Origin of the sequence: Cedecea sp. VD22 (genome assembly GCF_037150195.1) — a bacterium.
Classification (GTDB): Bacteria; Pseudomonadota; Gammaproteobacteria; order Enterobacterales; family Enterobacteriaceae; genus Cedecea.
Window position 1 is genome coordinate 134,785 of the sequence record NZ_JBBCPX010000004.1, and the last position, 23,437, is coordinate 158,221.

At 53.2% G+C, this 23,437-nt stretch carries 25 protein-coding genes and 1 riboswitch; of the genes, 13 read left to right on the plus strand and 12 right to left on the minus strand.

The annotated features are described in order from the left end of the window. Positions 1 to 105: 105 nt before the first annotated feature. Positions 106 to 450 carry a RidA family protein gene (locus WFK85_RS10800; RefSeq protein WP_008454054.1) on the plus strand — a complete coding sequence of 115 codons (345 nt, stop codon included), beginning with the start codon at positions 106 to 108 and terminating at the stop codon, positions 448 to 450. A 21-nt stretch (positions 451 to 471) separates the two neighbouring features. Here the strand turns inward: WFK85_RS10800 and WFK85_RS10805 are convergent, their stop codons facing one another. After that, positions 472 to 672, minus strand: a complete 201-nt coding sequence (locus WFK85_RS10805) for a YoaH family protein (protein WP_008454053.1) — start codon at positions 670 to 672, stop codon at positions 472 to 474. Between the two features lie 62 nt (positions 673 to 734). On the opposite strand from WFK85_RS10805, the gene pabB reads away from it, so the two are divergent. From pabB to sdaA, 3 genes are all read left to right on the plus strand, one after another. Beyond that, a complete protein-coding gene (gene pabB, locus WFK85_RS10810; protein WP_336708166.1) occupies positions 735 to 2,102 on the plus strand; it encodes an aminodeoxychorismate synthase component 1 in 1,368 nt (455 codons plus the stop codon). Between the two features lie 3 nt (positions 2,103 to 2,105). After that, positions 2,106 to 2,702: a CoA pyrophosphatase gene (locus WFK85_RS10815; protein ID WP_336708167.1), complete on the plus strand. Its 597-nt coding sequence runs from the start codon at positions 2,106 to 2,108 to the stop codon at positions 2,700 to 2,702. 183 nt (positions 2,703 to 2,885) lie between these two features. Then, positions 2,886 to 4,250: an L-serine ammonia-lyase gene (gene sdaA / locus WFK85_RS10820; protein ID WP_336708168.1), complete on the plus strand. Its 1,365-nt coding sequence runs from the start codon at positions 2,886 to 2,888 to the stop codon at positions 4,248 to 4,250. A 142-nt stretch (positions 4,251 to 4,392) separates the two neighbouring features. On the opposite strand, the gene WFK85_RS10825 is transcribed toward sdaA, so the two are convergent. Further along, complete coding sequence (locus WFK85_RS10825) at positions 4,393 to 5,253, minus strand: LysR family transcriptional regulator (RefSeq protein ID WP_336708169.1); 861 nt, start codon at positions 5,251 to 5,253, stop codon at positions 4,393 to 4,395. Between the two features lie 95 nt (positions 5,254 to 5,348). Here WFK85_RS10825 and WFK85_RS10830 point away from each other — a divergent pair, with 95 nt between their 5' ends. Continuing rightward, a complete protein-coding gene (locus WFK85_RS10830; RefSeq protein WP_336708171.1) occupies positions 5,349 to 6,362 on the plus strand; it encodes a nitrilase family protein in 1,014 nt (337 codons plus the stop codon). Positions 6,363 to 6,562: 200 nt separating this feature from the next. Then, positions 6,563 to 8,161, plus strand: a complete 1,599-nt coding sequence (locus tag WFK85_RS10835; protein ID WP_166991875.1) for an EAL domain-containing protein — start codon at positions 6,563 to 6,565, stop codon at positions 8,159 to 8,161. Position 8,162: 1 nt separating this feature from the next. On the opposite strand, the gene yoaE is transcribed toward WFK85_RS10835, so the two are convergent. Beyond that, positions 8,163 to 9,725, minus strand: a complete 1,563-nt coding sequence (yoaE, locus tag WFK85_RS10840) for a CNNM family cation transport protein YoaE (protein ID WP_008454039.1) — start codon at positions 9,723 to 9,725, stop codon at positions 8,163 to 8,165. 474 nt (positions 9,726 to 10,199) lie between these two features. Here yoaE and manX point away from each other — a divergent pair, with 474 nt between their 5' ends. From manX to mntP, 5 genes are all read left to right on the plus strand, one after another. Next, entirely contained in the window at positions 10,200 to 11,165 is a 966-nt protein-coding gene (manX, locus tag WFK85_RS10845; RefSeq protein WP_008454037.1) for a PTS mannose transporter subunit IIAB, read from the plus strand. Positions 11,166 to 11,228: 63 nt separating this feature from the next. Beyond that, positions 11,229 to 12,029 (plus strand): PTS mannose/fructose/sorbose transporter subunit IIC, encoded by an 801-nt coding sequence (locus tag WFK85_RS10850; RefSeq protein ID WP_008454035.1) that lies wholly within the window; start codon positions 11,229 to 11,231, stop codon positions 12,027 to 12,029. A 12-nt stretch (positions 12,030 to 12,041) separates the two neighbouring features. Then, entirely contained in the window at positions 12,042 to 12,893 is an 852-nt protein-coding gene (locus tag WFK85_RS10855) for a PTS mannose transporter subunit IID (RefSeq protein ID WP_008454033.1), read from the plus strand. Positions 12,894 to 12,953: 60 nt separating this feature from the next. Then, the gene (locus WFK85_RS10860; protein ID WP_336708175.1) at positions 12,954 to 13,412 is read left to right on the plus strand and encodes a DUF986 family protein; all 459 of its coding nucleotides are present in this window, start codon (positions 12,954 to 12,956) and stop codon (positions 13,410 to 13,412) included. Between the two features lie 198 nt (positions 13,413 to 13,610). Beyond that, positions 13,611 to 13,799, plus strand: a riboswitch (yybP-ykoY riboswitch). A gap of 6 nt (positions 13,800 to 13,805) precedes the next feature. Then, positions 13,806 to 14,378, plus strand: coding sequence for a manganese efflux pump MntP (mntP, locus tag WFK85_RS10865; protein WP_008454030.1), 573 nt, complete (start codon positions 13,806 to 13,808; stop codon positions 14,376 to 14,378). On the opposite strand, the gene rlmA is transcribed toward mntP, so the two are convergent. The 7 genes from rlmA to mgrB form a co-directional block, all read right to left on the minus strand. Next, a complete protein-coding gene (rlmA, locus tag WFK85_RS10870) occupies positions 14,379 to 15,182 on the minus strand; it encodes a 23S rRNA (guanine(745)-N(1))-methyltransferase (protein WP_008454027.1) in 804 nt (267 codons plus the stop codon). 55 nt (positions 15,183 to 15,237) lie between these two features. Beyond that, positions 15,238 to 16,983 (minus strand): peptidoglycan glycosyltransferase FtsI, encoded by a 1,746-nt coding sequence (ftsI, locus tag WFK85_RS10875; protein WP_166991869.1) that lies wholly within the window; start codon positions 16,981 to 16,983, stop codon positions 15,238 to 15,240. 231 nt (positions 16,984 to 17,214) lie between these two features. Further along, the gene (cspE, locus tag WFK85_RS10880) at positions 17,215 to 17,424 is read right to left on the minus strand and encodes a transcription antiterminator/RNA stability regulator CspE (RefSeq protein ID WP_001062678.1); all 210 of its coding nucleotides are present in this window, start codon (positions 17,422 to 17,424) and stop codon (positions 17,215 to 17,217) included. Between the two features lie 12 nt (positions 17,425 to 17,436). After that, a complete protein-coding gene (locus WFK85_RS10885; protein ID WP_008454022.1) occupies positions 17,437 to 17,580 on the minus strand; it encodes a DUF2627 domain-containing protein in 144 nt (47 codons plus the stop codon). Between the two features lie 542 nt (positions 17,581 to 18,122). Then, entirely contained in the window at positions 18,123 to 19,124 is a 1,002-nt protein-coding gene (locus tag WFK85_RS10890) for an MBL fold metallo-hydrolase (RefSeq protein WP_336708186.1), read from the minus strand. Positions 19,125 to 19,140: 16 nt separating this feature from the next. Next, a complete protein-coding gene (locus tag WFK85_RS10895; protein ID WP_008454018.1) occupies positions 19,141 to 19,422 on the minus strand; it encodes a YebO family protein in 282 nt (93 codons plus the stop codon). A gap of 54 nt (positions 19,423 to 19,476) precedes the next feature. Then, positions 19,477 to 19,620: a PhoP/PhoQ regulator MgrB gene (mgrB, locus tag WFK85_RS10900; protein WP_008454016.1), complete on the minus strand. Its 144-nt coding sequence runs from the start codon at positions 19,618 to 19,620 to the stop codon at positions 19,477 to 19,479. Between the two features lie 159 nt (positions 19,621 to 19,779). Here mgrB and WFK85_RS10905 point away from each other — a divergent pair, with 159 nt between their 5' ends. Continuing rightward, entirely contained in the window at positions 19,780 to 20,019 is a 240-nt protein-coding gene (locus WFK85_RS10905) for a YobH family protein (protein ID WP_008454013.1), read from the plus strand. A gap of 42 nt (positions 20,020 to 20,061) precedes the next feature. On the opposite strand, the gene kdgR is transcribed toward WFK85_RS10905, so the two are convergent. Further along, complete coding sequence (kdgR, locus tag WFK85_RS10910) at positions 20,062 to 20,853, minus strand: DNA-binding transcriptional regulator KdgR (RefSeq protein ID WP_336708189.1); 792 nt, start codon at positions 20,851 to 20,853, stop codon at positions 20,062 to 20,064. Between the two features lie 175 nt (positions 20,854 to 21,028). Between kdgR and WFK85_RS10915 the strand changes: the two genes are divergently transcribed. Continuing rightward, the gene (locus WFK85_RS10915; RefSeq protein WP_166991863.1) at positions 21,029 to 22,402 is read left to right on the plus strand and encodes a DHA2 family efflux MFS transporter permease subunit; all 1,374 of its coding nucleotides are present in this window, start codon (positions 21,029 to 21,031) and stop codon (positions 22,400 to 22,402) included. A 44-nt stretch (positions 22,403 to 22,446) separates the two neighbouring features. On the opposite strand, the gene htpX is transcribed toward WFK85_RS10915, so the two are convergent. Further along, entirely contained in the window at positions 22,447 to 23,328 is an 882-nt protein-coding gene (htpX, locus tag WFK85_RS10920) for a protease HtpX (RefSeq protein WP_008454007.1), read from the minus strand. Positions 23,329 to 23,437: the final 109 nt, after the last annotated feature.

A 23,437-nucleotide genomic window follows, 5' to 3' on the forward strand; every position in this document is an offset into this window, starting at 1 on the left:
GTGATTATGTCAGCCCCGGCGAGGTTTATCCAGCCAGGCGGTGGCACCGGGTGGCGGATTGTGGCAGTCTGTGCCGCACATATCGTTTGTTGTTAAGGAGTTGCCATGAGTATTGCGCGTATTAAACCTGAAGCCCGCTGGTCTGATGCGGTTATCCATAACCAGACCGTGTACTACACCGGCGTCCCGGAAAACCTGGATGCTGACGCCTACCAGCAGACGGCAAATACCCTGCAGCAAATCGACACCCTGCTGGCCGAACTCGGCAGCGACAAGACCCGCATTCTGGATGCAACGATTTTCCTGCCGGATGGCGAAGATTTTGCGGCGATGAATAGAGCGTGGGATGAGTGGGTCGTGGCGGGTAAAGCGCCGGTACGCTGCACCGTACAGGCTAAGTTGATGAACCCGCGCTACAAAGTGGAAATCAAAATCATCGCGGCGGTGTAACGTTAAGTCGCTAAGGCCCGGCTAGTCCTGCGGGTCTTCTTCTTCGCCGTCTTCATCTTCAAAGCGTACGGCGACGTTACCCCCGGTATGCGAGGCACGAATCTCACTGGCTACCAGGGCGATGGCTTCGCCGCTGCTCATGCCGTCGGCCATCAGTTCGTGAATACGCTCGACGGCCTGCTGCTGCTGCTCGTGGCTAAGCGCCGGTAATCCTGAAATCATGTTTAACTCCTGTTACAGTGCTGAAGTCGCTATTTTACTCTGCTCCTGACGATGCTACCAAGATGAATGTTACAACCTCCCCCGTTTTTCGCGAACTCAGCTGGCAGGCCGATGCCGTTCAGCACTATTTCCGCTCGGTTTCCACTCAGCCCTGGGCCATGCTGCTTCACTCTGGCTTTGCCGACCATCCGCATAACCGTTTTGATATTATGGTTGCCAGCCCGCTTGCAACACTGGTCACACGCGGCCAGGAAACCGTGATTGAACGCCACGGGCTTTCATCACAACACAACGAATGCCCGCTTGAACTGTTACAGCAAACGCTGGACAGCTGTGGCCTTGCCACCACGCCCACTAGCGATATTCCGTTCTGCGGCGGCGCGCTGGGGCTATTTAGCTACGATCTGGGCCGCCGCTTTGAGAAAATCCCCGCGACGGCAGAACAGGATTTAACCACGCCGGACATGGCCGTCGGCATTTATGACTGGGCGCTGATTGCAGACCATCATCTGCAGCGTCTGACGCTGGTTTGCAGGGGAGACATTGAAGCTCGTCTGGCCTGGCTGAATGCACTCTCGCCCCGGCAAAATGTTCAGCCTTTCCGGCTGACCAGCCAGTGGCAGTCCAATATGTCCCGCGAAACGTACGGCGAGAAGTTCCGCCAGATCCAGGCTTATCTCAGCAGCGGAGACTGCTACCAGGTTAACCTGGCTCAGCGGTTCCACGCCCGCTATGAAGGGGATGAATGGCAGGCTTTCGAAACGCTGAATCAGGCGAACCGCGCGCCGTTCAGCGCTTTTCTGCGGCTGCCGGACAGCTGTATTCTTAGCCTTTCCCCGGAGCGGTTTGTTCAGCTCGAAGACAAGCAGATTCAAACCCGCCCGATTAAAGGCACGCTGCCTCGTCTTGCCGATCCGCAGGCCGACGCAGCGCAAGCTGAACGCCTGGCGAACTCGCCAAAAGATCGCGCTGAAAATCTGATGATTGTTGATTTGCTGCGCAACGACATTGGCCGCGTTGCGGTGCCGGGCAGCGTCAAAGTGCCAGAGCTGTTTGTGGTGGAGCCTTTCCCTGCGGTGCATCACCTGGTGAGCACGATTACCGCCAGGCTGCCTGAGACGCTTAGCGCCTGCGATCTCCTGCGTGCCACTTTCCCCGGAGGTTCAATCACCGGTGCCCCCAAAGTGCGGGCAATGGAAATTATTGAAGAGCTTGAGCCTCAAAGGCGTAACGCATGGTGTGGCAGTATCGGCTACATTAGCTTCTGCGGAAAAATGGATACCAGCATCACCATCCGTACGCTCACTGCCGAAGGCGGGAAATTATATTGCTCTGCCGGCGGTGGGATCGTTGCCGACAGTCACGAGGCGGCGGAATATCAGGAAACTTTTGATAAAGTTAATCGTATCCTGCCCTTACTGGAGAATTAATGCATGCCTGGTTCGTCCCTGACGCTGAATGATTTCCTTACCCGGTTTCAACTGTTACGCCCGGCGGACAGCGGGCCGGTCAGCAACAAACGTCAGGCGGCGGTGCTGGTACCCATTGTGCGGCGCCCTCAGCCGGGGCTTTTACTCACCCAGCGCTCGCTGATGCTGCGCAAACATGCAGGCCAGGTGGCCTTCCCCGGTGGAGCGGTAGACGACACCGACAGTTCGCTGATAGCCGCCGCGCTGCGGGAAGCCCAGGAAGAAGTCGCCATTCCACCAGAATCCGTCGAGGTTATCGGCACGCTCCCGCCGGTGGACAGCGTGACGGGTTTCCAGGTCACGCCGATTGTCGGCATCATTCCCCCTGATTTGCCCTGGCGCGCCAGTGAAGATGAAGTTTCTGCGGTATTTGAAATGCCGCTCGCCGAGGCGCTGAGCCTTGGGCGCTACCATCCGTTAGATATCCATCGCCGCGGCTACGCGCATCGCGTCTGGCTTTCCTGGTATCAACGCTATTTTGTCTGGGGGATGACGGCGGGGATTATTCGCGAACTCTCCTTACAGGTAGATAGCGATCCAGGCGACACTTTAAAACGCTGAAAATGGCTATATTTAAGCAACAGAAAGACCATAAATCATCTGCTATTAGGTGATTTATGGTTAAGCATTAGTTTAATTCATGTGAATAGTTTCCTGGTGGAACCAATAAATTTTTAAACTAGCGCTTAGCCATTTCAAAGCATCATGTTCCATGAAACAGGGTGCTATCAGAGGAGTTTTAGAGTGATTAGCATATTCGACATGTTCAAAGTCGGCATCGGGCCTTCCAGCTCCCATACCGTCGGGCCAATGAAGGCCGGGAAACAGTTTGTCGACGCACTGATCGAACAGGGACTGCTGGACAGTACCACCCGCATCGCGGTGGACGTTTACGGTTCTCTTTCCCTGACGGGGAAAGGCCACCACACCGATATCGCGATTATTATGGGACTGGCCGGCAACCAGCCGGATAACGTCGATATCGACGCTATTCCGGCTTTTATTCGCGACGTGGAAACCCGCGGTCGTCTGCTAATTGCTCAGGGTCGTCATGAGGTCGATTTCCCGCAGGATAACGGCATGCGTTTTCGCAGCGACAACCTGCCGCTGCATGAAAACGGCATGCAGATCCACGCCTATAACGGCGACAAAGAGATCTACAGCAAAACCTATTATTCCATCGGCGGCGGCTTCATCGTCGACGAAGAACACTTTGGTAAAGATGCGGCTAGCGAAGTCACCGTGCCTTATCCATTCCATTCCGCACAGGAAATGCTGCAGCACTGCAAGGACACCGGGCTTTCCGTGTCCGGCATGGTAATGCAGAACGAACTGGCGCTGCATAGCCGCGAGGAAATCGAAGAGTACTTCGCCAATATCTGGCAAACCATGCGCGCCTGTATCGATCGCGGGATGAATACCGAAGGCGTGCTGCCTGGCCCGCTGCGCGTGCCGCGCCGCGCCTCTGCCCTGCGCCGGATGCTGGTGTCCAGCGATAAGCTGTCCAACGATCCAATGAACGTGGTTGACTGGGTGAACATGTTTGCCCTGGCGGTGAACGAAGAAAACGCCGCAGGTGGCCGCGTTGTCACCGCGCCAACCAACGGTGCCTGCGGGATCGTACCTGCGGTGCTGGCCTACTACGACCACTTTATCGAGCCGGTCACGCCGGACACCTGGATTCGCTACTTCCTGGCCTCCGGCGCTATTGGCGTACTGTACAAAATGAACGCCTCTATTTCTGGCGCTGAAGTAGGCTGCCAGGGTGAAGTCGGCGTTGCCTGTTCGATGGCGGCGGCGGGCCTGGCTGAAATTCTGGGCGCAAGCCCGGAACAGGTTTGCGTTGCGGCGGAAATCGGTATGGAACATAACCTCGGCCTGACCTGTGACCCGGTTGCCGGCCAGGTTCAGGTGCCTTGTATCGAGCGGAATGCGATTGCCTCAGTGAAGGCTATTAACGCCACCCGTATGGCGATGCGTCGTACCAGCGCCCCGCGCGTTTCGCTCGATAAGGTCATTGAGACCATGTACGAAACCGGTAAAGACATGAACGCCAAATACCGCGAAACATCGCGAGGCGGGCTGGCTATTAAGGTTCAGTGCGATTAAGCCGTAACCAAGAAACGCGGCTTAAACGCTAAGCCGCGTTCGTTATAAAATGAGCGGGGAGTACCGTAAGGTATTTCCCGCTCACATCGTTTTACTGAGCATCCGCTTGTTCTTTCCCCGACATTCAATATCTAAAATTCAATTAGCTGGTCACCATCTGCAGGAAGCGATCTCGCACAGGATCGTTTAACTGAGCATTCCAGGCTATGCCCGTTTGCCAGGTGGTATGTTCACCTTCAAGTGCCACAAGCCTGACTCCGGCTGGCAGAATATGGCTTACCCCCGCCGGCAGTAATGCCACGCCCTCTCCGGCGGCAACCAGCGCCAGCAAGGTCTGAATATCATCTGCCGCTGAAACGGTACGGGGAGCGAGATTATTGCCTGAGAGAAAACGCGCTGCCTGTGCCGACAGCCCTTCTCCCCGATTGCGGGATAGCTGCAGCAGTTGGCTCATTTGCAGCAACTCTGTTGCCGCAGCTGTTTCCGTATTAGGCGCCTGAGCCACGGCAAGAACCAGCCGCTCTTCCGCCAGGATTCGACTTTCCAGCTGTGCAGGCGCAGGCAATCGCACAAACCCAACCTGAAGACTGCCCTCCATTAGCTGCCGAAACTGTTCTGCAGAGGACATATCATTCAGGGATACCTGCACATCTGGAAACTGGCTGCGAAAAACAGCCACCTGCCGCGGGGCCAACTGGAAGGACGAGATCCCAAAGCCCATGGTCAGTTTCCCCGCCCGCCCTTTCTGAATATCGGCCACTTCGGAACAGAAAAGATCGTGGCGTTCGAGTACCGCAGCGGCTCCTGGGAGCAGCAGCTCTCCTGCCACGGTCAGCCTTGCCCCGTGGCGACCTCGCTGAAATAGCGTGATGCCGGAAAGAAACTCCAGCGTCTGGATCTGTTTGATCAGTGCAGGTTGCGTGACGCACAGTGTTTCAGCGGCTGAATGATACGACCCTGACTGTGAGAGGGTAACGAAAGCGCGCAGCAGTTTTATATCCATTCCGTCTGGTTATCGTATGGGGCGAAATCGTGATTATACACGCGAACGTGCTCTCTGATGGAATAGCCTCCGAATCGTTAAATAAGGAGTGAAAAATGGATACCACTATTCGTACTGCCACAGTGCAGTTCTGCCATCGGGCGGGAGATAAACAGTACAATTTATCGGTGATGGAGAAATTTATTATTCAGGCCGCCCAGGAGGAGGTAAAGATTCTGGCCTTCCCTGAAATGTGCATTACCGGATACTGGCATGTGCCGGATCTCAGCCGCCAGGCGCTGAATGCGTTGTCTGAGCGGGCTGACGAGAGCGCATCATTAGCCCGGGTCGCCGCACTTGCAGAAAAATACCAGATGGCTATTGGCGCCGGGTTCATTGAAAAGAGCAGCGACGAACGCCTGTATAATGCCTACGCCATCTGCATGCCGGATGGCACGCGGCATGTGCACAGGAAGCTCCACGCGTTTGAACACCCTGATATTTCCTCCGGCAACAGTTTTACTGTTTTTGACACGCCGTGGGGAGTGCGTGTCGGGGTGCTTATCTGCTGGGATAATAATCTCGTGGAAAATGCGCGCATTACGGCCCTGTTGGGCGCCGATGTTCTTATCGCTCCACACCAGACTGGAGGAACCCATTCGCGAAGTCCCTTCGGCATGAAACCTATTTCCCCCAGCCTCTGGGAAAACAGACATAACGACCCGCAAACGCTGGAGGAAGCCTTGCGCGGGGACAGCGGCCGGGGCTGGCTGATGCGCTGGCTACCTTCTCGCGCGCATGATAATGGCTTTTTCATTCTGTTCAGTAATGGCGTCGGCCTGGATAACGGAGAGGTTCGGACAGGAAATGCCATGGTTATTGATCCCTACGGCAGGATCGTTACCGAAACGGGTTCCTTTGAGGATACGATCGTGTACGCCGACCTCGATCTGGAGTTGCTGCCGATGTCTACCGGCCGCAGGTGGATCCACGGCCGTCGGCCTGAGCTGTATGGTGTCCTGGGCGAATCACAGGGCTACGAGCGAGATGCGAGGAGTGCGCGATTTTCTGAAGATGTCCCCGGTTTTGGCGGTGACCATCGAAGCAAGGCCGGGAATAAGGCTGAATAGGTTGCCAGATAAGAGGGAAAAAGGAGACCAATACTCCGCCTCGTAAGAGCTGACGTCAGCGGCATGAATAATATAGAACACCGCTTATGCGGTGTTTTTTTATCTTATCTTTTTTTATTTTTTTCGCGCTCTGATATCCCGCTACACTTTGATGATAACGTTACGCCTCATTGCTTGCGGCGAGAAACAGGGAAACAGGGATGCAAACGGCACAGCGGATTATTTCTGACTATCGCCGCAGGCGAGTTATTGTCTGCGCTGTACTCGCCATTTTAGTTTTAATCGTTACGCTTAGCGTCAGATATGCGGTGGAGCGAAATCTTAACGAACAACGCGTCGTCCAGTTTAATCAGCGAATCATTACCACACTCGATACTCTCCTCGCTCCGCTGAATACGGTCAGCGACGATATTATGCAGCTTATCGGGACCTCCTGCGACGACGCCCAATTAAAAATTCGTGAACACGCCGCCAAAATGCAAACGGTACGCGCCATTGGTTTAATCAAAGATGGCGTGCTGTACTGCTCCAGTATTTACGGCAGCCGCAACATGGGTATTCATCAGCTCCATACTCGCCTGCCTTCGGATGAGCCGCTGCTGTTTTTATCCCGCGACAGCTCATTGTTAAAAGGCACACCGGTGCTGATTTTCTGGCGACCGCTGCAGGGGCAGCCACACGATGGCGTCATGCAGATTATTAATATTCAGATGTTAACCAGCCTACTGCTTAAACCGGAGCATCCCTGGGTAACGCGAGCGGTACTGAACGTCGGCGACGATCATCTTGAATACGGTGCCGGTCTGCTGGGGAAGATAGAAACAAACGGAGATGATGTATCTAAACAGACAGTATCTAAGCTTTACCCTTATTCTATTACTGCCATTGGCCCTTCTGCCGACCAGTTAACGCTGCAAAATTTACCGGCCCAGCTTCCACTGGCTTTATTACTCAGCCTGCTGGTGGGCTATATTGCCTGGCTTGCGACCGCCAACCGAATGAGCTTCTCCTGGGAGATCAACCTCGGCCTCGCCGCCCGGGAATTTGAAGTCTTCTGCCAGCCGCTGGTCAGCGCCCGAAACTTAGAGTGCGTTGGCGTAGAGCTGCTGCTGCGCTGGAATAACCCAAGACAGGGCTGGATTTCGCCTGAAGTGTTTATCCCCCTCGCGGAACAGCAGCAGCAAATTGCGCCACTCACGCGCTTTGTGCTGGATGAAACCGTGCGTCACCTGGAGATCTTCCCCAAAACGCCCGGGTTTCATATCGGCCTTAACGTTGCCCCCAGCCACTTCCACGACGGCGCAATTATTCGAGACCTGAAACGTTATTGGTTCCCGGCCACGCCTAAGCAAAAGTTGACGCTGGAACTCACCGAACGAAATGCCCTGCCCCCAATGGATCACGGCGTCGTTCGGGAGCTACACAGGCTCGGTATCGACCTCGCCATTGATGATTTCGGCACCGGCCACAGCTCGCTGGCTTATCTTGAAACGCTGAATCCCAATGTGCTGAAAATCGATAAATCCTTCACCGCCGCCATCGGGACTGATGCGGTGAACTCGACGGTGACGGACATTATTATCGCCCTTGGGCAAAGGCTGGGGATCGATTTGGTGGCTGAAGGGGTGGAAACGCAAGAGCAGGCAGAATATTTACGTCGTAACGGTGTCGATGTGCTGCAGGGCTTTTTGTACGCCAAACCTATGCCGCTGAGAGATTTCTCTCACTGGCTCGAGGGCAACACGCCGCCGCCCCCTCGCCATGAAGACCGGGCTATCCCGGCCTTCCCTATGCGCTGACTTACTCTTCTTCGTCCTCGTGTGGAGAGCGTTCTTTTTCCACACGAACTAAATCGACGCGATAATCGTTGGCTTCGACTATCTGAATACGCAGCGGCGCGACTTCGATCACGTCCCCGACTTTAGGAATATGACCATTCACCGCAATCACCAGGCCGGCGATAGAAGCAATATCTTCTTCGCTGTGCACCAGGCGATGGATGTCCAGGCGCTGCTGCAGCGCATGCAGGTCCGTTGAGCCTTTCACCAGCCAGCCGTCACCGTCACGAACGATTTCAGGCGTTTCATCCGCATCCGGGAATTCACCGGCAATCGCTTCCAGGACGTCCAGCGGCGTGACCAGGCCCTGCACCACGCCAAATTCGTTGTTAACGATAACGAAGCTGCCGCGAGCACGACGCAGCACGCCAAGCAGGTTGATTGGGTCCAGCGTTTCCGGCACAACAATCGCCGGTGACTGCGCGGCAATCGCCGCCACGTCAACGCCTTCGTCCAGGGCAACCAGCAGCTCTTTCGCTCGTACTACGCCAATAATTTCATCCAGTTCGCCCCGGCACACCGGGAACAAGCTGTGCGGAGAGGCAAGCAGCTGTTCGCGGATCTCCGGCACGCTCTTCATCGCATCAACCCACGAAATCTCACCACGCGGTGTCATAATGCTGCGCAATGAGCGCGAAGCCAGCGTCAGCACGCCGTTAATCATATAGCGCTCTTCTTCCGCAAAGGATTCCGCCTCAATTGGCGTCATGGCTTTGCTGTCTTCGCTGCTTTGTACACGTTCCTGACGCTTACCACTCATCATGCGCAGAATCGCATCGGCAGTACGCGCTCGCAGAGGCTGGCGCGACTGATGACGAATAAAGTTACGACGCGCGATCTGGTTAAACAGCTCGATGATGATCGAGAAACCAATGGCCGCGTACAGGTAGCCTTTTGGAATGTGGAAACCAAAGCCTTCTGCCACCAGACTCAAACCAATCATCAACAGGAAGCTCAGGCAGAGCACCACCACCGTCGGGTGTTGGTTAACAAAGTTGGTTAGCGGTTTGGAGGCAAGCAGCATGACGCCCATCGCAATGATGACCGCAGCCATCATCACCGGCAGATGGTTGACCATCCCCACGGCGGTAATCACCGCATCCAGCGAGAAGACGGCATCCAGCACCACAATCTGCAGCACCACCACCCAGAAGCTGGCATAGCCCTTACCGTGGCCGTCATCATGCTGACGGTTTTCAAGGCGTTCGTGCAGTTCCGTGGTCGCTTTAAACAGCAGGAAGATACCGCCCACCAGCATAATCAGGTCACGGCCTGAGAAGGTGAAATCCGCGATGCTGAACAGCGGCGCAGTTAGCGTGACCAGCCACGAAATCAGCGACAGCAGTGCCAGGCGCATAATCAGCGCCAACGACAGGCCAATCAATCGAGCCTTATCCCGCTGCTTAGGCGGAAGTTTATCCGCAAGAATGGCGATAAACACCAGGTTATCAATACCCAGTACGATTTCCAGCACAACAAGCGTGAGTAAACCGGCCCAGATTTGCGGGTCCATTAACAGTTCCATGTCAGACTCCCGTTAAGGGCACAGCAAGTCGGCATTCCGTAGGTTACGGACGCAAAGCGGCTGGTTAATCGTATTTGCGGGCATAAAATGCCGCTGAGAGGGTGGGATTTAGGCATCCCGGCAGTGAAAAGACGTCGGTGACGGTCCATAGGGTGGGCTACTGCCCGCTACTCCTGAAAGTGAATCGGACGCTAACATTATCAAAGTAAACCAGGGCTTGGCAAAGATTTACCTGACTTTGCAATTTTTTTGCAACTTATGCTGACCATATTTTACAGCGTAATGCCATGAAATCACGGCAACGTTAAATTACGGATCTTCATCACATAAATTATTTTTTCACTGTCTAAAATAATTCCGGCAAATGGTTTGTTCTTTCTTGAACGTGTTATCTGAATCGATTCGCTGAAACGATCCCGATACACCACCGCACCCTTCGAGGGGTGTTGTAATGACAAAAACAGGAGGTAGCAAGTGACTATTGCTATTGTCATAGGCACACATGGCTGGGCAGCGGAACAATTGCTGAAAACCGCCGAAATGCTATTAGGCGAACAAGAGAACGTTGGCTGGATAGATTTCGTCCCGGGTGAAAATGCTGAAACCCTGATCGAGAAATATAACGCTCAGCTGGAGAAACTGGACACCAGCAAAGGCGTGCTATTCCTCGTGGATACCTGGGGTGGCAGTCCATTCAATGCGGCAAGCCGTATCGTTGTGGATAAGGAACATTACGAAGTGGTCGCCGGGGTTAATATCCCGATGCTGGTCGAAACCCTGATGTCGCGGGACGACAATCCCACCTTCGACGATCTGGTTGCCCACGCCGTTGAAACGGGCCGCGAAGGCGTGAAAGCGCTGAAAGCTAAGCCGATTGAAAAAGCCGCACCGGCCCCCGTTGCCGCCGCGCCGAAAGCCGCTGCGCCAGCCAAACCGATGGGGCCAAACGATTACATGAACATCGGTCTCGCGCGTATTGATGACCGTTTAATTCATGGCCAGGTCGCCACCCGCTGGACGAAAGAAACCAACGTTACCCGCATTATCGTCGTCAGTGATGAAGTGGCGGCAGACACCGTTCGCAAAACGCTGCTGACCCAGGTCGCACCGCCGGGCGTCACCGCCCACGTGGTGGATGTCGCAAAAATGATCCGCGTTTACAACAACCCCAAATACGCGGGTGAACGCGTCATGCTCCTGTTCACCAACCCAACCGACGTTGAGCGCATTGTTGAGGGTGGCGTAAAAATCACCTCCGTCAACATCGGCGGCATGGCTTTCCGCCAGGGCAAAACCCAGGTTAACAACGCCATTTCCGTAGATGAGAAAGATATTGAGGCCTTCAAAAAACTGAACGACCGCGGTATTGAGCTTGAAGCGCGGAAAGTGTCTACCGATCAAAAACTGAAAATGATGGATCTGATCGCGAAAGTTAAATGATTGTCATCACTAATAATATTGCTCAGATTTCACACATAAGTCATCGTCAATAGGAGAAGTACAATGGAGATTACCACTCTTCAGATTGTGCTGGTGTTTGTCGTAGCCTGTATCGCCGGTATGGAGTCGGTGCTCGATGAATTTCAGTTCCACCGTCCGCTTATCGCCTGTACGTTAATCGGTGCCGTTCTCGGCGACATGAAAACCGGCATCATCATCGGCGGTACGCTGGAAATGATCGCCCTGGGCTGGATGAATATCGGTGCCGCCGTGGCCCCGGATGCCGCCCTCGCCTCAATTATCTCAACCATCCTGGTTATCGCCGGGCACCAAAGCATCGGGGCCGGTATCGCGCTGGCTATTCCACTGGCGGCTGCGGGCCAGGTGCTGACCATTATCGTGCGTACTATTACCGTGGGCTTCCAGCACGCGGCGGATAAGGCGGCCAATAACGGCAACCTGACGGCGCTTTCCTGGATCCACGTCTCGTCCCTGTTCCTGCAGGCAATGCGTATCGCTATTCCAGCGGTTATCGTCGCCATCTCCGTAGGCACCAGTGAAGTTCAGAACATGCTGAACGCCATTCCTGAAGTGGTAACCAGCGGCCTGAACATCGCCGGCGGCATGATTGTGGTGGTCGGTTACGCGATGGTCATCAACATGATGCGCGCGGGCTACCTGATGCCGTTCTTCTACCTCGGTTTCGTTACCGCAGCGTTCACCAACTTCAACCTGGTGGCACTGGGCGTGATTGGCGCAGTGATGGCCATTCTCTACATTCAGCTCAGCCCGAAATATAACCGTAGCGCGGGTGCTCCGGCTCAGGCTGCTGCCGCGAACGATCTTGATAACGAACTGGACTAACAGGTGAGCGAAATGGTTGATTCCACTAAATTAACGACTGAGAAGAAAATCACCCAGAGTGATATCCGTGGCGTATTCCTGCGTTCTAACCTGTTCCAGGGCTCATGGAACTTCGAACGTATGCAGGCGTTAGGCTTCTGCTTCTGTATGGTGCCGGTTATCAAACGCCTGTACCCGGAAAACAACGACGCCCGTCGCCAGGCTATCAAGCGCCATCTGGAATTCTTTAACACCCACCCTTACGTTGCCGCCCCGGTACTTGGCGTCACGCTGGCAATGGAAGAGCAGCGTGCTAACGGCGCTGAAATTGATGACGGTGCGATTAACGGCATCAAAGTTGGCCTGATGGGGCCGCTGGCCGGCGTAGGCGACCCTATCTTCTGGGGTACCGTCCGCCCGGTCTTTGCTGCCCTGGGCGCCGGTATCGCCATGAGCGGTAGCCTGCTTGGCCCGCTGCTGTTCTTTATTCTGTTCAACGCGGTGCGCCTGCTGACCCGCTACTATGGCGTGGCCTATGGCTACCGTAAAGGCGTCGATATCGTTAAGGATATGGGCGGCGGCTTCCTGCAAAAACTGACGGAAGGGGCGTCTATTCTCGGCCTCTTTGTCATGGGGGCGTTAGTTAACAAATGGACGCACGTTAACATCCCGCTGGTGGTGTCAAAAATTACCGACCAGACCGGGGCCGTTAAAGTGACCACCGTGCAAACGATCCTCGACCAGCTGATGCCGGGCCTGGTACCGCTGCTGCTGACCTTTGCCTGTATGTGGCTGCTACGCAAAAAAGTCAACGCGCTGTGGATCATTATGGGCTTCTTTGTGATCGGCATTGTGGGTTACGCTATTGGCCTGCTGGGTCTGTAATTTGTTCTGACAAACGGGGGCATTCAGCCCCCGTTTTTTTTATCTTTAAGGGGAGGTTTCATGACGTTAACGGATGTCGTGCTGGTTGTGTTTATCGCGTTGCTGCTGGCTTTTGCCGTTTACGATGAGTTTGTGATGGACAAACTAAAGGGCAAAACCCTGCTCAAAATCCCCCTGCTTCGCCGTAATCGCGTGGACAGCGCCATCTTTGTCTTTCTTGTCGGCATTCTTATCTATAACAACGTGACCTCGCACGGTACCCCGCTAACCACATGGTTATTATCTGCTCTGGCGCTAATGGCCATTTATCTTTCATGGTTCAGGCAACCGAAGATCGTCTTCAAAAGTCATGGTTTTTTCTTCGCCAATGTTTGGGTGGAATATAACCGCATTAAAGAAATGAATTTATCGGAAGATGGCGTGCTGGTGATGCAATTAGAACAGCGGCGCTTATTGATTCGCGTAAAGAATATTGATGACCTCGAAAGAATTTACAAACTAATGGTTTCAACTCAGTAAGTTACACATATAGCAATGTCTATATTGGTGGGCTATTGTTCATCAATTGAAACATAGCCTTTGCTATTTCATAAGATTTATATGGCTTTATTTTAACCTTTACATTGCATGTCTCATTAAAACGAAAATCGTTATCAATAAATGATCAGAAAAATAGAATTCAAAGATTGTTTTAATTTAAAAAAATATGTTAAGGTTGCGCCCGTCGTTGGGGAGTAGCCGATTTCTGCCACAGGCAGAAATGTACATGTCAACATACTCGTTATATCCGCTCCTGAGATTAACGTGGCATGTACGCCTCAGAGTTCTGAGTAGGCGAGACCATAGGCACGCGCCATCGTAAAGTTGGGGATGGTTTGCGTGTATATGGATATTCCCAACTGAGGCGTAACGATGAATCTCTCCGCAACAATCCTGCTTGCTTTCGGCATGTCCATGGACGCTTTCGCCGCTTCCATCGGCAAAGGTGCCACTCTGCACAAACCTAAATTCTCAGAAGCCCTCCGTACCGGTTTGATCTTTGGCGTCATTGAAGCCATTACTCCGCTTATCGGCTGGGGCCTTGGCCTGCTGGCGAGCAAAGTTGTGCTGGAATGGAACCATTGGGTGGCCTTTATTCTGCTGGTGTTCCTCGGCGGGCGTATGGTGCTGGAAGGCTTCCGCGGGGCGGCTCAGGAAGATGCGCCTAAAATTCATCGCCACGGTTTTTGGCTGCTGGTGACCACCGCGATTGCCACCAGTCTTGATGCAATGGCCGTAGGCGTTGGGCTTGCCTTCCTGCAGGTCAATATTATTCAGACTGCGCTAGCCATCGGCTGCGCTACTGCGATTATGTCCACGCTGGGGATAATGGTCGGCCGCTTTATCGGGCCTATGCTAGGCAAACGCGCCGAGATCCTCGGCGGTATCGTGCTGATAGGCATCGGCTGCCAGATCATGTACAGCCACTTCGCCCCTTTTAACTGATCAATCGCGCTGCCAGACCCGCACCACAAAGTCAGTTTCACAGCTAAATGCCGTTTCTGTTTTCAGCCCGTCCCAGACTTCGGGGCGGGCGCGCCAGGCGAACGGCGTCATTTGCAGCAGAGCGGCAGCCTCATCCCCACGCAGGTTCATCATCCAGCCAGGCTGAAGCGTCTGCTGCAGCGTAAAGCCCGGCATAGATTCAACCTCTTCACTGTGCAAGACAATATCCTGATAAATCAGCCCTTTTAGCTGCATCAAATGGCGTGGGCCAGGCGTGGCTGTCACCACTACGCCGCCACGCTTCACGACCCGGGCAAGCTCTTCGCCCTTGCAGGGAGCAAAAATGCGCACAATCGAGTCCATACTCTCGTCGGCAAACGGCAGGCGGTGGCTGGATGCTACACAAAATTTAACTTCACGGTAGCGTTTGGCGGCGTAGCGAATCGCAACTTTTGAAACGTCCAGCCCCCAGGTTTCACCCCCGTTATCTGCCACAACCGATGCAAATCCCGCCGTGTAATACCCTTCCCCACAGCCAATATCCAATAGCGCCGAGGGCGCTATCTCTTTTAACAGCTGGCAAACGGTATCGCGTAGAGGCTGATAATGTCCGGCGTCGAGGAATGCCCGGCGAGCCTGCATCATTTCCGCGCTGTCACCCGGGTCTTTCGAACGTTTATGCTGAACGGGCAGCAAATTAACGTAGCCTTCTTTGGCAATATCAAATTGATGGCCCTGAGGGCAACGATAGCTGTTCGCGCTGGCGCTGAGCACGGAATGGCAGAGTGGGCAAAGCCAGGACATAAAAAACTCCGGAAACAACAAAGGGCGCAATTTTAGCGCCCCTTTTGCCAAACCGCTACATGGCGGCGCGGTCATTCTCCATTTTGTTCAGCACCATAATGCTGTTGTCTCCGGCGGGTAGCCCGTCCGGCTCAATATTTTCCAGACGTAAAACATCCCCCATGATTTGGCTGAAAACAGGGGCAGAAACCGCACCGCCGTAGTACTTCCCGTTGGAAGGATCGTTAATCACCACCACCAGCGCATAGCGAGGATTACTGGCCGGCGCCACGCCAGCCGTGTAGGCAATGTACTGATCTATATATTTGCCATCAGGACCGATCTTTTTGGCTGTGCCCGTTTTCACCGCCACACGGTAGCCATGAACTGCTGCCTTAACGCCCCCGCCGCCGGGCAGCGCCACGCTCTCCATCATATGTTCCACTTCATGCACGATTTCTTCCGGCATCACCCTTGTCCCTTCCACCGGCGGATCAACGCGGGTGATGGACAGCGGACGGGAAATACCAAAGCTACCTATCGTGGCGTAAACGTGAGCCAGCTGCAGCGGGGTCACCATCAGGCCATAGCCAAATGCGAAAGTGGCGCGATCCAGTTCTCCCCAGCGCTGGCGCACCGGCAACAGGCCGCGGCTTTCCCCCGTCAGGCCGATTGCGGTGGGGACGCCAAAGCCAAATTTATGATAAGTGTCCCAAATATTCTGAATCGGCATCGCCAGTGAAAGACGGGACACGCCGGTATCGCTCGATTTTTGTAGCACACCTGTCAGGGTGAGCTGCGGGTAATACCCCACGTCACGAATGTGGTGCCCGTCCAGTGTAAATGGATGAGTATCAATAACGCTGTCAGGCCGGACAATTCCCTGCTGCAGCGCGGTCATTACCACCATCGGTTTTACGGTCGAACCGGGTTCGAAGGTGTCGCTTATCGCACGGTTACGGAAATCATCGAGCTTTGCGTCATCACGGTTGTTCGGATTAAAAGTCGGGTAGTTTGCCATCGCCAGAACTTCACCGGTCTGCACATCAATGACCACCGCGGCGCCTGACTCGGCTTTGTTCCAGGACACGGCGTTGCTGAGCGCATCTTCCGTCACAGTTTGCAGCCGTTCATCGATGCTGAGCTGGATATTATGCGCGGGGCTGGCAGGGTTCTCAGTAATATTCTCGACAACATGGCCGTAACGGTCTTTACGCACCAGACGCTCACCTTCTTTACCGGTCAGCTGCTGGTTAAAGCTTTTCTCGATCCCTTCAATGCCCTGATCGTCAATGTTGGTGAAGCCGATCAGGTTTGCCCCAACCCGGCCTGCGGGATAAAAGCGGCGAGATTCATCGCGCAGCGCAATACCAGGGATATTTAGTTTGTCGATGTATTGTGCCTGCTGGGGATCCAGCTGGCGCGCAAGGTAGATAAAACGGCCGCGCTCGTTGCTGTGAATACGCGCGGCAATCTCGCTCAAAGGGACGTGCAGCGCCGAGGCCAGCGCCTGCCAGCGGCTGTTAACCAGTACGCCGCCCTTATCCATAACCGTTTTCGGATCGGCCCACACAGCCTCGACCGGCACGCTGACCGCCAGCGGTTTTCCGTTGCGATCTTCGATCATCCCACGGGGCACCTCAATCGGTTCCTCGCGCAGGGAACGCATATCCTCCTGTTTAACCAGGTTATCCGGGGAGATAATTTGCAGCCAGGCAATACGTCCGAGCAGGAACACCAAACTCCCGGTGATGGCCACACACAGAAGCCCAAAACGCCACTGGATAAAATTACCGGTTAATACGGGGACACCCTTCTTCACAACTATTCCTTGAGGAGCCTAAGCGATTGAAAGATTTAACCAGATCCCAGACATTTTGCCGGGAGAACAGTGCTAAAACCTTCGCAGCTTTGCAACAAGAGGCAACAAATGATTCAATTTGTTAATAGCTTGAAAAACAGTAGATTAGCGACAGAAATGAAAAAGCCCCGTCGAAACGGGGCTTTTATCTCAATTCGGCGTTATTCGCGCCTGAGCTCTAATCCAGAAGAATTAGATGGCAGTCACGTTAACTGCAGCAGGGCCTTTCTGGCCGTCCTGGATTTCGAATTCAACGTTCTGGCCTTCAGCCAGAGTTTTGAAGCCGTTACCCTGGATTGCAGAGAAGTGTACGAATACATCTTTGCTGCCGTCTGCTGGAGTAATGAAACCAAAACCTTTAGACTCGTTGAACCACTTAACTTGACCTTTAATCTTTGCCATTTTGCAAATTCCTTAGATTGTATTCTTCGCCCGCAGGCATAACTTAGATAAAACAGAGACATTACTGCATGAGGCACTAATATAAGGCTCGGCAGAGAAGCGGTATTCAACGACAACGTGTTTACTCAGGTCTTCTTTACTGAAAATGCCACACATAAACAGAACTGTACCTCGTTTAACCCAACGTGTTATCACACACAACGTAAACAATGGCAAGCCATTTTTAAGCATGTGTCGATCTGCCGCACAGACTCAGAAAATTACACGATTACTTTGGGAAAGTAATCCGCGCTTTTTGATATATATTTTCACTACACAAGATTGTCGCAACAGATTGTGTTTTAACAACATTCCGACAACTTCTGAACCTTAGCGTAAAGTGCACTTTTCGTCCAGACACATGAACAATAAAATCCTTTTTGAAGGATATATCTTTATGATTTTTTATGCATACCTATGCACAAATCAACCTAAAGCCAGTCATCGCGTTCAATACCCGGATTTCATCCCTGTATTTTTTATGTCCACCGAATAAAGCCTGTACAACAGACCATGTATTCTGCACCAAAATAATGAAAGTTTAATGACACTTTGCCCCAGGATAAGGCAATAAAAACGTTTCGATGAAATTTAAAGCATGATTATCAGGCGTTAATTTAGCCAAATAGAAATAAAGCTCTCTGCACGGGCAATAATAATTAATTCTTATTTTTTGTTAGGGGCAAACTTTGACCAATACGCAGCGGTGAAAACAGATCATCGCTTTCCCCTTTCTCACGCAGGGCCGCCAGCAATTCCTGCGGTGGTTTATCGAGAGACTCATCGGCCAGTTCAAATACTCCCCAGTGGATAGGAATTGTCTCAGGCTTGCCGATTGCTTGCCATAAAGTCACCGCCTGTTGCGGATCCATATGATGATCGCCCATAAACCAGCGAGGCTCATAGGCCCCGATCGGCAATGCAGCCATGTCAAATGGACCCAGCCGTTTTGCGATCTCCGCCAGAGACGGGGTATAACCCGAATCACCGCTGAACCAGAAGCGCAAATTCCCCTGCTCCACAACCCAGCCGCACCAGAGCGAACGGTTTCGATCCCAAAACGTTCGCATACTCCAGTGCCGGGCAGGCACGGCGGTGAAAACCATGCCGCACCAGTTAAAGCTTTGCCACCAGTCCAGCTCTGTTACCTGTTCAATGCCGCGCTGGCTGAACCATGCTTTCAAGCCCAGGGGCACAAAAAAATGCACGTCGGGAAAACGCTTGATCAAGCGACGGACAGTTTTTTTGTCCAGATGGTCGTAGTGGTTATGGGAGATGAGTACCGCATCAAGTCGAGGCAACTGGTTAACGTCGAGCGGGACTTCGGTTCGCCGGGCAGGACCGGCAAAAGAAACCGGGGAAGCTCGACGGGAAAATACCGGATCGGTCAGCAAAAAATGACCATTAAGCCGCAATAACAGGCTGGCATGGCCCAGCCACCATATGCGGTCATCGCTGCCGCTCAGATCGGCCTGTTGCCACCAGCGTTTAATAAACGCGGAATAACCTTCACCGGGAGGATGCGGCAGCTTCTGCGCTTTGCGCTCCTGCCGCCACCTTTGGACGTCGCCAGGTTGCCGGACTGCAGGCTCAGCGTTACAAAACCCATCAGGTAGATGGTGGGATAACTGCGGATTGTACCAGGGTTTTTTCCAGCTCATCCCACCTCCAGCCTGATTAGCGTTCCGCTACCAGACGAACAAAGTCATCGTCATTTTCTTCTTCAGCCTTCGCAGTCGGTTTGTGTTCCGGCTCGGGTTCGTTGGCTTCGCACAGGCGACGCAGCAGGGCATTTTGACGTTTCTGTAAATCGACCAGCTCTTCAAGCAGCGCAATCTGCTCGTTTGCACGGCTGCTGGAACGATTGACAAAAAACCACAGGACAAGACCGACAATCAACGTCACCAGCGAGATTGCCAGCGGCATGATACTTAAAGCACTAACACCCAGTTCGTTCATCTTACCACCTCAAAAAAAACGCATTCTACACCTGAGGCAGAGAGAGACAAATCACTACCAGGGGATAAATTTATTAATGGTACAAATGCCGCTGAAAAATTGCACATCCTGGTCGCACATCACATTTATCATTTGAGTCCATAGCAGCAGGCAGGTAACAACAATCACCAGAACGATCACCCATCTGTACTTTCTCACTACATCGCCACCTCTTGACCATAGAATTTCGCTAATTTAACACTAACCAACTAAACCATAAGTAACGTTTCCTGCTTTTTCATTTCAGAATCATCAGATTGTGACGTCAATTATTCAGAGTAAGGTTGATGCAGGATTGGATTGATGTTTGAGGTCAGTATGCGAGCGATTATTCGTACCATCATTGTTATTGCCATCATCTGGATTGGCCTGTTGCTTTCAGGCTATGGCGTTTTGATTGGCAGCAAAGAAAATGCGGCCGGACTGGGATTGCAATGCAAGTACCTGACGGCACGTAATACCGTGACAGCACAGTTTATTCATACCGACAGTGGAATTATTGGCCTGACCAACTGCCCACTGCTGCGTAAGGTCGACACGCCGATTGATAATGGTTAGATCTAAAGGGCCGCGTGTTCTGCGCGGCCCACTTTAACAAAATCAGAAAGGAGAGTGGTGATAGCCCATTTGCTCTGACAGCGCACGCGCAGCCTGATGAAGAAGACTAACGTATTCAGACAGTCCCTCATCCGAATAGCGAAGCGTTGGAAATGAAATACTCATTCCCGCGATGACAGTACCAAAACGATCAAACACCGGTACCGCCACGCAGCGAATGCCTTCTTCCTGTTCTTCGTTATCTTCGCCGTACCCCTGCTCACGCACCAGATCAAGCACCGGGAGAAGCGCTTCAGTACTGACAATAGTGCGTTCCGTGCTGCGGACATATTCTACGTCAGAGAGAATATCCAGAATCTCCTCGCGCGGTCGCCAGGCCAGCAAAACCTTGCCTATTGCTGTGCTGTACAAAGGATTCCGACGCCCTACGCGGGAATACATGCGTAAATTATAGAGCGAGTCAATTTTATGGATATAGACAATACTGCTGTCGTCCAGCGCCCCGAGGTGAATCGCCTCTTTGGTTCGGCGGGAGAGCTCTCGCATCTGTATATCTGCACTGCGGACAAGATCAGCGTTCTGCAGGGCGCCGCTACCAAGCTCAAAAAGCTTCAGCGTCAGCGCATATTTCTCTAACTCGCCTTCCTGAGAGACATAGCCCAGGGACTTCATGGTCTGCAAAAAGCGATACACGGTACTCTTGGACATCATCACGCGCTGAGAAAGTTCGGTTATCCCAATCTCTTTTTCTTCCCCAAGCGCCTGCAGGATGCCGAAAACTTTCAGCACGGAAGAGACTGCATCGGGCTGTTTGTCGGAGTCTGAGAGTGCCATACATCACCTCGGGGGTTATTGTTTTATAAAAATCAGAACTGCTTTTTAGTATATTGATGCCCCGTGAGTGTCGCAATCAAAGCCTGCTGATTCGTTACAAATCTGCGGCATCAGCGAGATTAATTAATGATAAAATCATTACCCTCCTAACGACTTCAGACAGCCTTTTCAAAGTATGGATAAATCAGTGTCCGACGGCTTGCCTACGCCCCAGCGTTATGGCGCCATTTTCACCATCGCGCTCGGCATTATGATGGCCGTGCTGGACGGCGCTATTGCTAACGTTGCCCTGCCTACCATTGCCCACGATTTGAATGCCAGCCCGGCGGAATCTATTTGGGTGGTTAACGCTTATCAAATAGCGATTATTGTCTCGCTGCTGTCGCTTTCGTTTCTTGGCGATATTTTTGGCTACCGCCGTATCTATCAATGCGGTCTGGTCCTGTTCTGCCTGACCTCACTGTTTTGTGCCGTCTCAACTTCATTGCCGATGCTCACCTTTGCCCGCGTACTGCAAGGCTTTGGCGGTGCGGCGCTGATGAGCGTAAATACCGCCTTGATACGCCTCATTTATCCTCAACGTTTTCTTGGTCGTGGGATGGGGGTCAATTCATTTATCGTTGCCGTCTCCTCCGCGGCAGGTCCCACCGTTGCCGCCGCGATTCTTTCGGTGGCCTCCTGGCAGTGGCTGTTTTTAATCAATGTGCCGATTGGCATCGTTTCGCTGATTCTGGCGCTGCGCTATTTACCTCCAAATCAGCAAAAATCCCAGGGGCAGCGTTTTGATATCCCGAGTGCGGTGATGAATGCCCTCACCTTCGGTCTGCTGATTTCAGCGATCGGTGGTTTTTCACAGGGCCAGCCGGGGTCAGTCATTATCGGTGAGCTGGTTGCGCTTGTCGTGATTGGCTATTTCTTCATCCGTCGCCAGCTTACCTTGCCGTTCCCTCTGCTGCCGGTAGACCTGCTGCGAATCCCGATTTTTTCGCTGTCTATTGGCACATCAATATGTTCGTTCGGCGCTCAAATGCTGGCGCTGGTTTCACTGCCCTTTTTCTTGCAAACCGTCCTGGGCCGCAGTGAGGTTGAAACCGGTCTGCTGTTAACGCCGTGGCCGCTGGCAACGATGGTGATGGCCCCGCTGGCCGGTTATCTTATCGAACGTGTTCATGCCGGCCTGATGGGCGCCGTAGGGCTTTTAGTGATGGCCTGCGGCCTGTTTGCTTTGGCCATGCTCCCGCACGATCCGTCCGACCTGAATATTATCTGGCGTATGGTGTTGTGTGGGGCAGGATTCGGCCTCTTCCAGTCCCCGAATAACCACACCATTATCTCCTCGGCACCCCGCCATCGCAGCGGAGGGGCAAGCGGAATGCTGGGGACAGCTCGCCTGCTCGGGCAAAGCTGTGGGGCTGCACTGGTCGCGCTAATGTTTAACTTGTTTGGTAACAGTGGAACACATGCCTCGCTGATTCTTGCAGGCATATTTGCCACCATTGCCGCCGTTGTCAGCGGGTTGCGAATGTCCCAGCCTCGGGCTCAGGCATAAAAAAAGCGTGCCACGTGGGCACGCTTTTCACTTCAACCTTCCGGTTACTTCAGGTATTCACCGCTGCGCAGCGCTTCGATACGTTTATCCAGCGGTGGGTGCGTCATGAACAGTTCGCTCATTGACTTAGCCTTACCGTTGATGCAAAACGCCATCATGCTGCTGGCTTCCTGCGGCTCGTAGCTGGTTTTCAGGCGCTGCAGCGCAGCAATCATCTTCTCGCGGCCCACAAGCTTCGCGGAACCCGCGTCGGCATGGAATTCACGATGGCGTGAGAACCACATGGTGATGATGCTTGCCAGAATGCCAAACACCAGTTCAAGCACCGTCGCCACCGCAAAGTAAATCAGCGGGTTGCCGTTGCTGCTTTCGTTATCATCACGGTTCCCGGACAGGAAGCCGGAAGCGACCTGGGCGATGATACGGGAGATAAAGATAACGAAGGTGTTCACCACGCCCTGAATTAGCGTCATGGTGACCATATCGCCATTGGCGATGTGGCTGATTTCATGCGCGATAACCGCTTCCGCTTCGTCACGACTCATGTTTTGCAGCAGACCTGTGCTGACCGCAACCAGAGAGGCGTCACGGCGCGCTCCGGTGGCGAAAGCATTGATGTCTGGCGCATGGTAAATCGCAACCTGCGGCATGGCGATACCCGCCTGCTGTGACTGCCGACGCACGGTTTCCATCAACCAGTGCTCAGTTTCATTACGAGGTTGCTCAATCACCTCACCGCCTACTGAACGCAATGCCATCCATTTTGACATCAGCAGGGAAATAAAAGAGCCGCCAAAGCCAAACAGCACCGCCATGATCATCAGACCCTGAACGCTGCTCGACTGGATCCCCGTCAGGCTTAGCACCAGCCCGAAAACGACCATTACCGCAAGGTTGGTCAACAGGAAAAGCCCGATACGCATCATAATTTTCTTTTTACCTCGGTTAAAAACACGCTCTTTGCGCTCCCACACATCGTAGGGGCGCGCCGCCTATTTTCAAGCATCCGCCCCGCCCAAGTGGTTAATAATACAT

Coding starts and splice junctions, on each gene's coding strand:
- WFK85_RS10800 (WP_008454054.1), top strand. CDS start 106: ATGAGTATTGCGCGTATTAAACCTGAAGCCCGCTGGTCTGATGCGGTT.
- WFK85_RS10830 (WP_336708171.1), top strand. CDS start 5,349: ATGGATACCACTATTCGTACTGCCACAGTGCAGTTCTGCCATCGGGCG.
- WFK85_RS10915 (WP_166991863.1), top strand. CDS start 21,029: ATGGATAAATCAGTGTCCGACGGCTTGCCTACGCCCCAGCGTTATGGC.
- rlmA (WP_008454027.1), bottom strand. CDS start 15,182: ATGTCCTGGCTTTGCCCACTCTGCCATTCCGTGCTCAGCGCCAGCGCG.
- WFK85_RS10825 (WP_336708169.1), bottom strand. CDS start 5,253: ATGGATATAAAACTGCTGCGCGCTTTCGTTACCCTCTCACAGTCAGGG.
- WFK85_RS10805 (WP_008454053.1), bottom strand. CDS start 672: ATGATTTCAGGATTACCGGCGCTTAGCCACGAGCAGCAGCAGCAGGCC.
- WFK85_RS10815 (WP_336708167.1), top strand. CDS start 2,106: ATGCCTGGTTCGTCCCTGACGCTGAATGATTTCCTTACCCGGTTTCAA.
- WFK85_RS10835 (WP_166991875.1), top strand. CDS start 6,563: ATGCAAACGGCACAGCGGATTATTTCTGACTATCGCCGCAGGCGAGTT.
- htpX (WP_008454007.1), bottom strand. CDS start 23,328: ATGATGCGTATCGGGCTTTTCCTGTTGACCAACCTTGCGGTAATGGTC.
- WFK85_RS10895 (WP_008454018.1), bottom strand. CDS start 19,422: ATGAACGAACTGGGTGTTAGTGCTTTAAGTATCATGCCGCTGGCAATC.
- WFK85_RS10885 (WP_008454022.1), bottom strand. CDS start 17,580: ATGTGTGGCATTTTCAGTAAAGAAGACCTGAGTAAACACGTTGTCGTT.
- mntP (WP_008454030.1), top strand. CDS start 13,806: ATGAATCTCTCCGCAACAATCCTGCTTGCTTTCGGCATGTCCATGGAC.
- WFK85_RS10855 (WP_008454033.1), top strand. CDS start 12,042: ATGGTTGATTCCACTAAATTAACGACTGAGAAGAAAATCACCCAGAGT.
- kdgR (WP_336708189.1), bottom strand. CDS start 20,853: ATGGCACTCTCAGACTCCGACAAACAGCCCGATGCAGTCTCTTCCGTG.
- WFK85_RS10890 (WP_336708186.1), bottom strand. CDS start 19,124: ATGAGCTGGAAAAAACCCTGGTACAATCCGCAGTTATCCCACCATCTA.
- WFK85_RS10850 (WP_008454035.1), top strand. CDS start 11,229: ATGGAGATTACCACTCTTCAGATTGTGCTGGTGTTTGTCGTAGCCTGT.
- WFK85_RS10905 (WP_008454013.1), top strand. CDS start 19,780: ATGCGAGCGATTATTCGTACCATCATTGTTATTGCCATCATCTGGATT.
- pabB (WP_336708166.1), top strand. CDS start 735: ATGAATGTTACAACCTCCCCCGTTTTTCGCGAACTCAGCTGGCAGGCC.
- cspE (WP_001062678.1), bottom strand. CDS start 17,424: ATGGCAAAGATTAAAGGTCAAGTTAAGTGGTTCAACGAGTCTAAAGGT.
- WFK85_RS10860 (WP_336708175.1), top strand. CDS start 12,954: ATGACGTTAACGGATGTCGTGCTGGTTGTGTTTATCGCGTTGCTGCTG.
- yoaE (WP_008454039.1), bottom strand. CDS start 9,725: ATGGAACTGTTAATGGACCCGCAAATCTGGGCCGGTTTACTCACGCTT.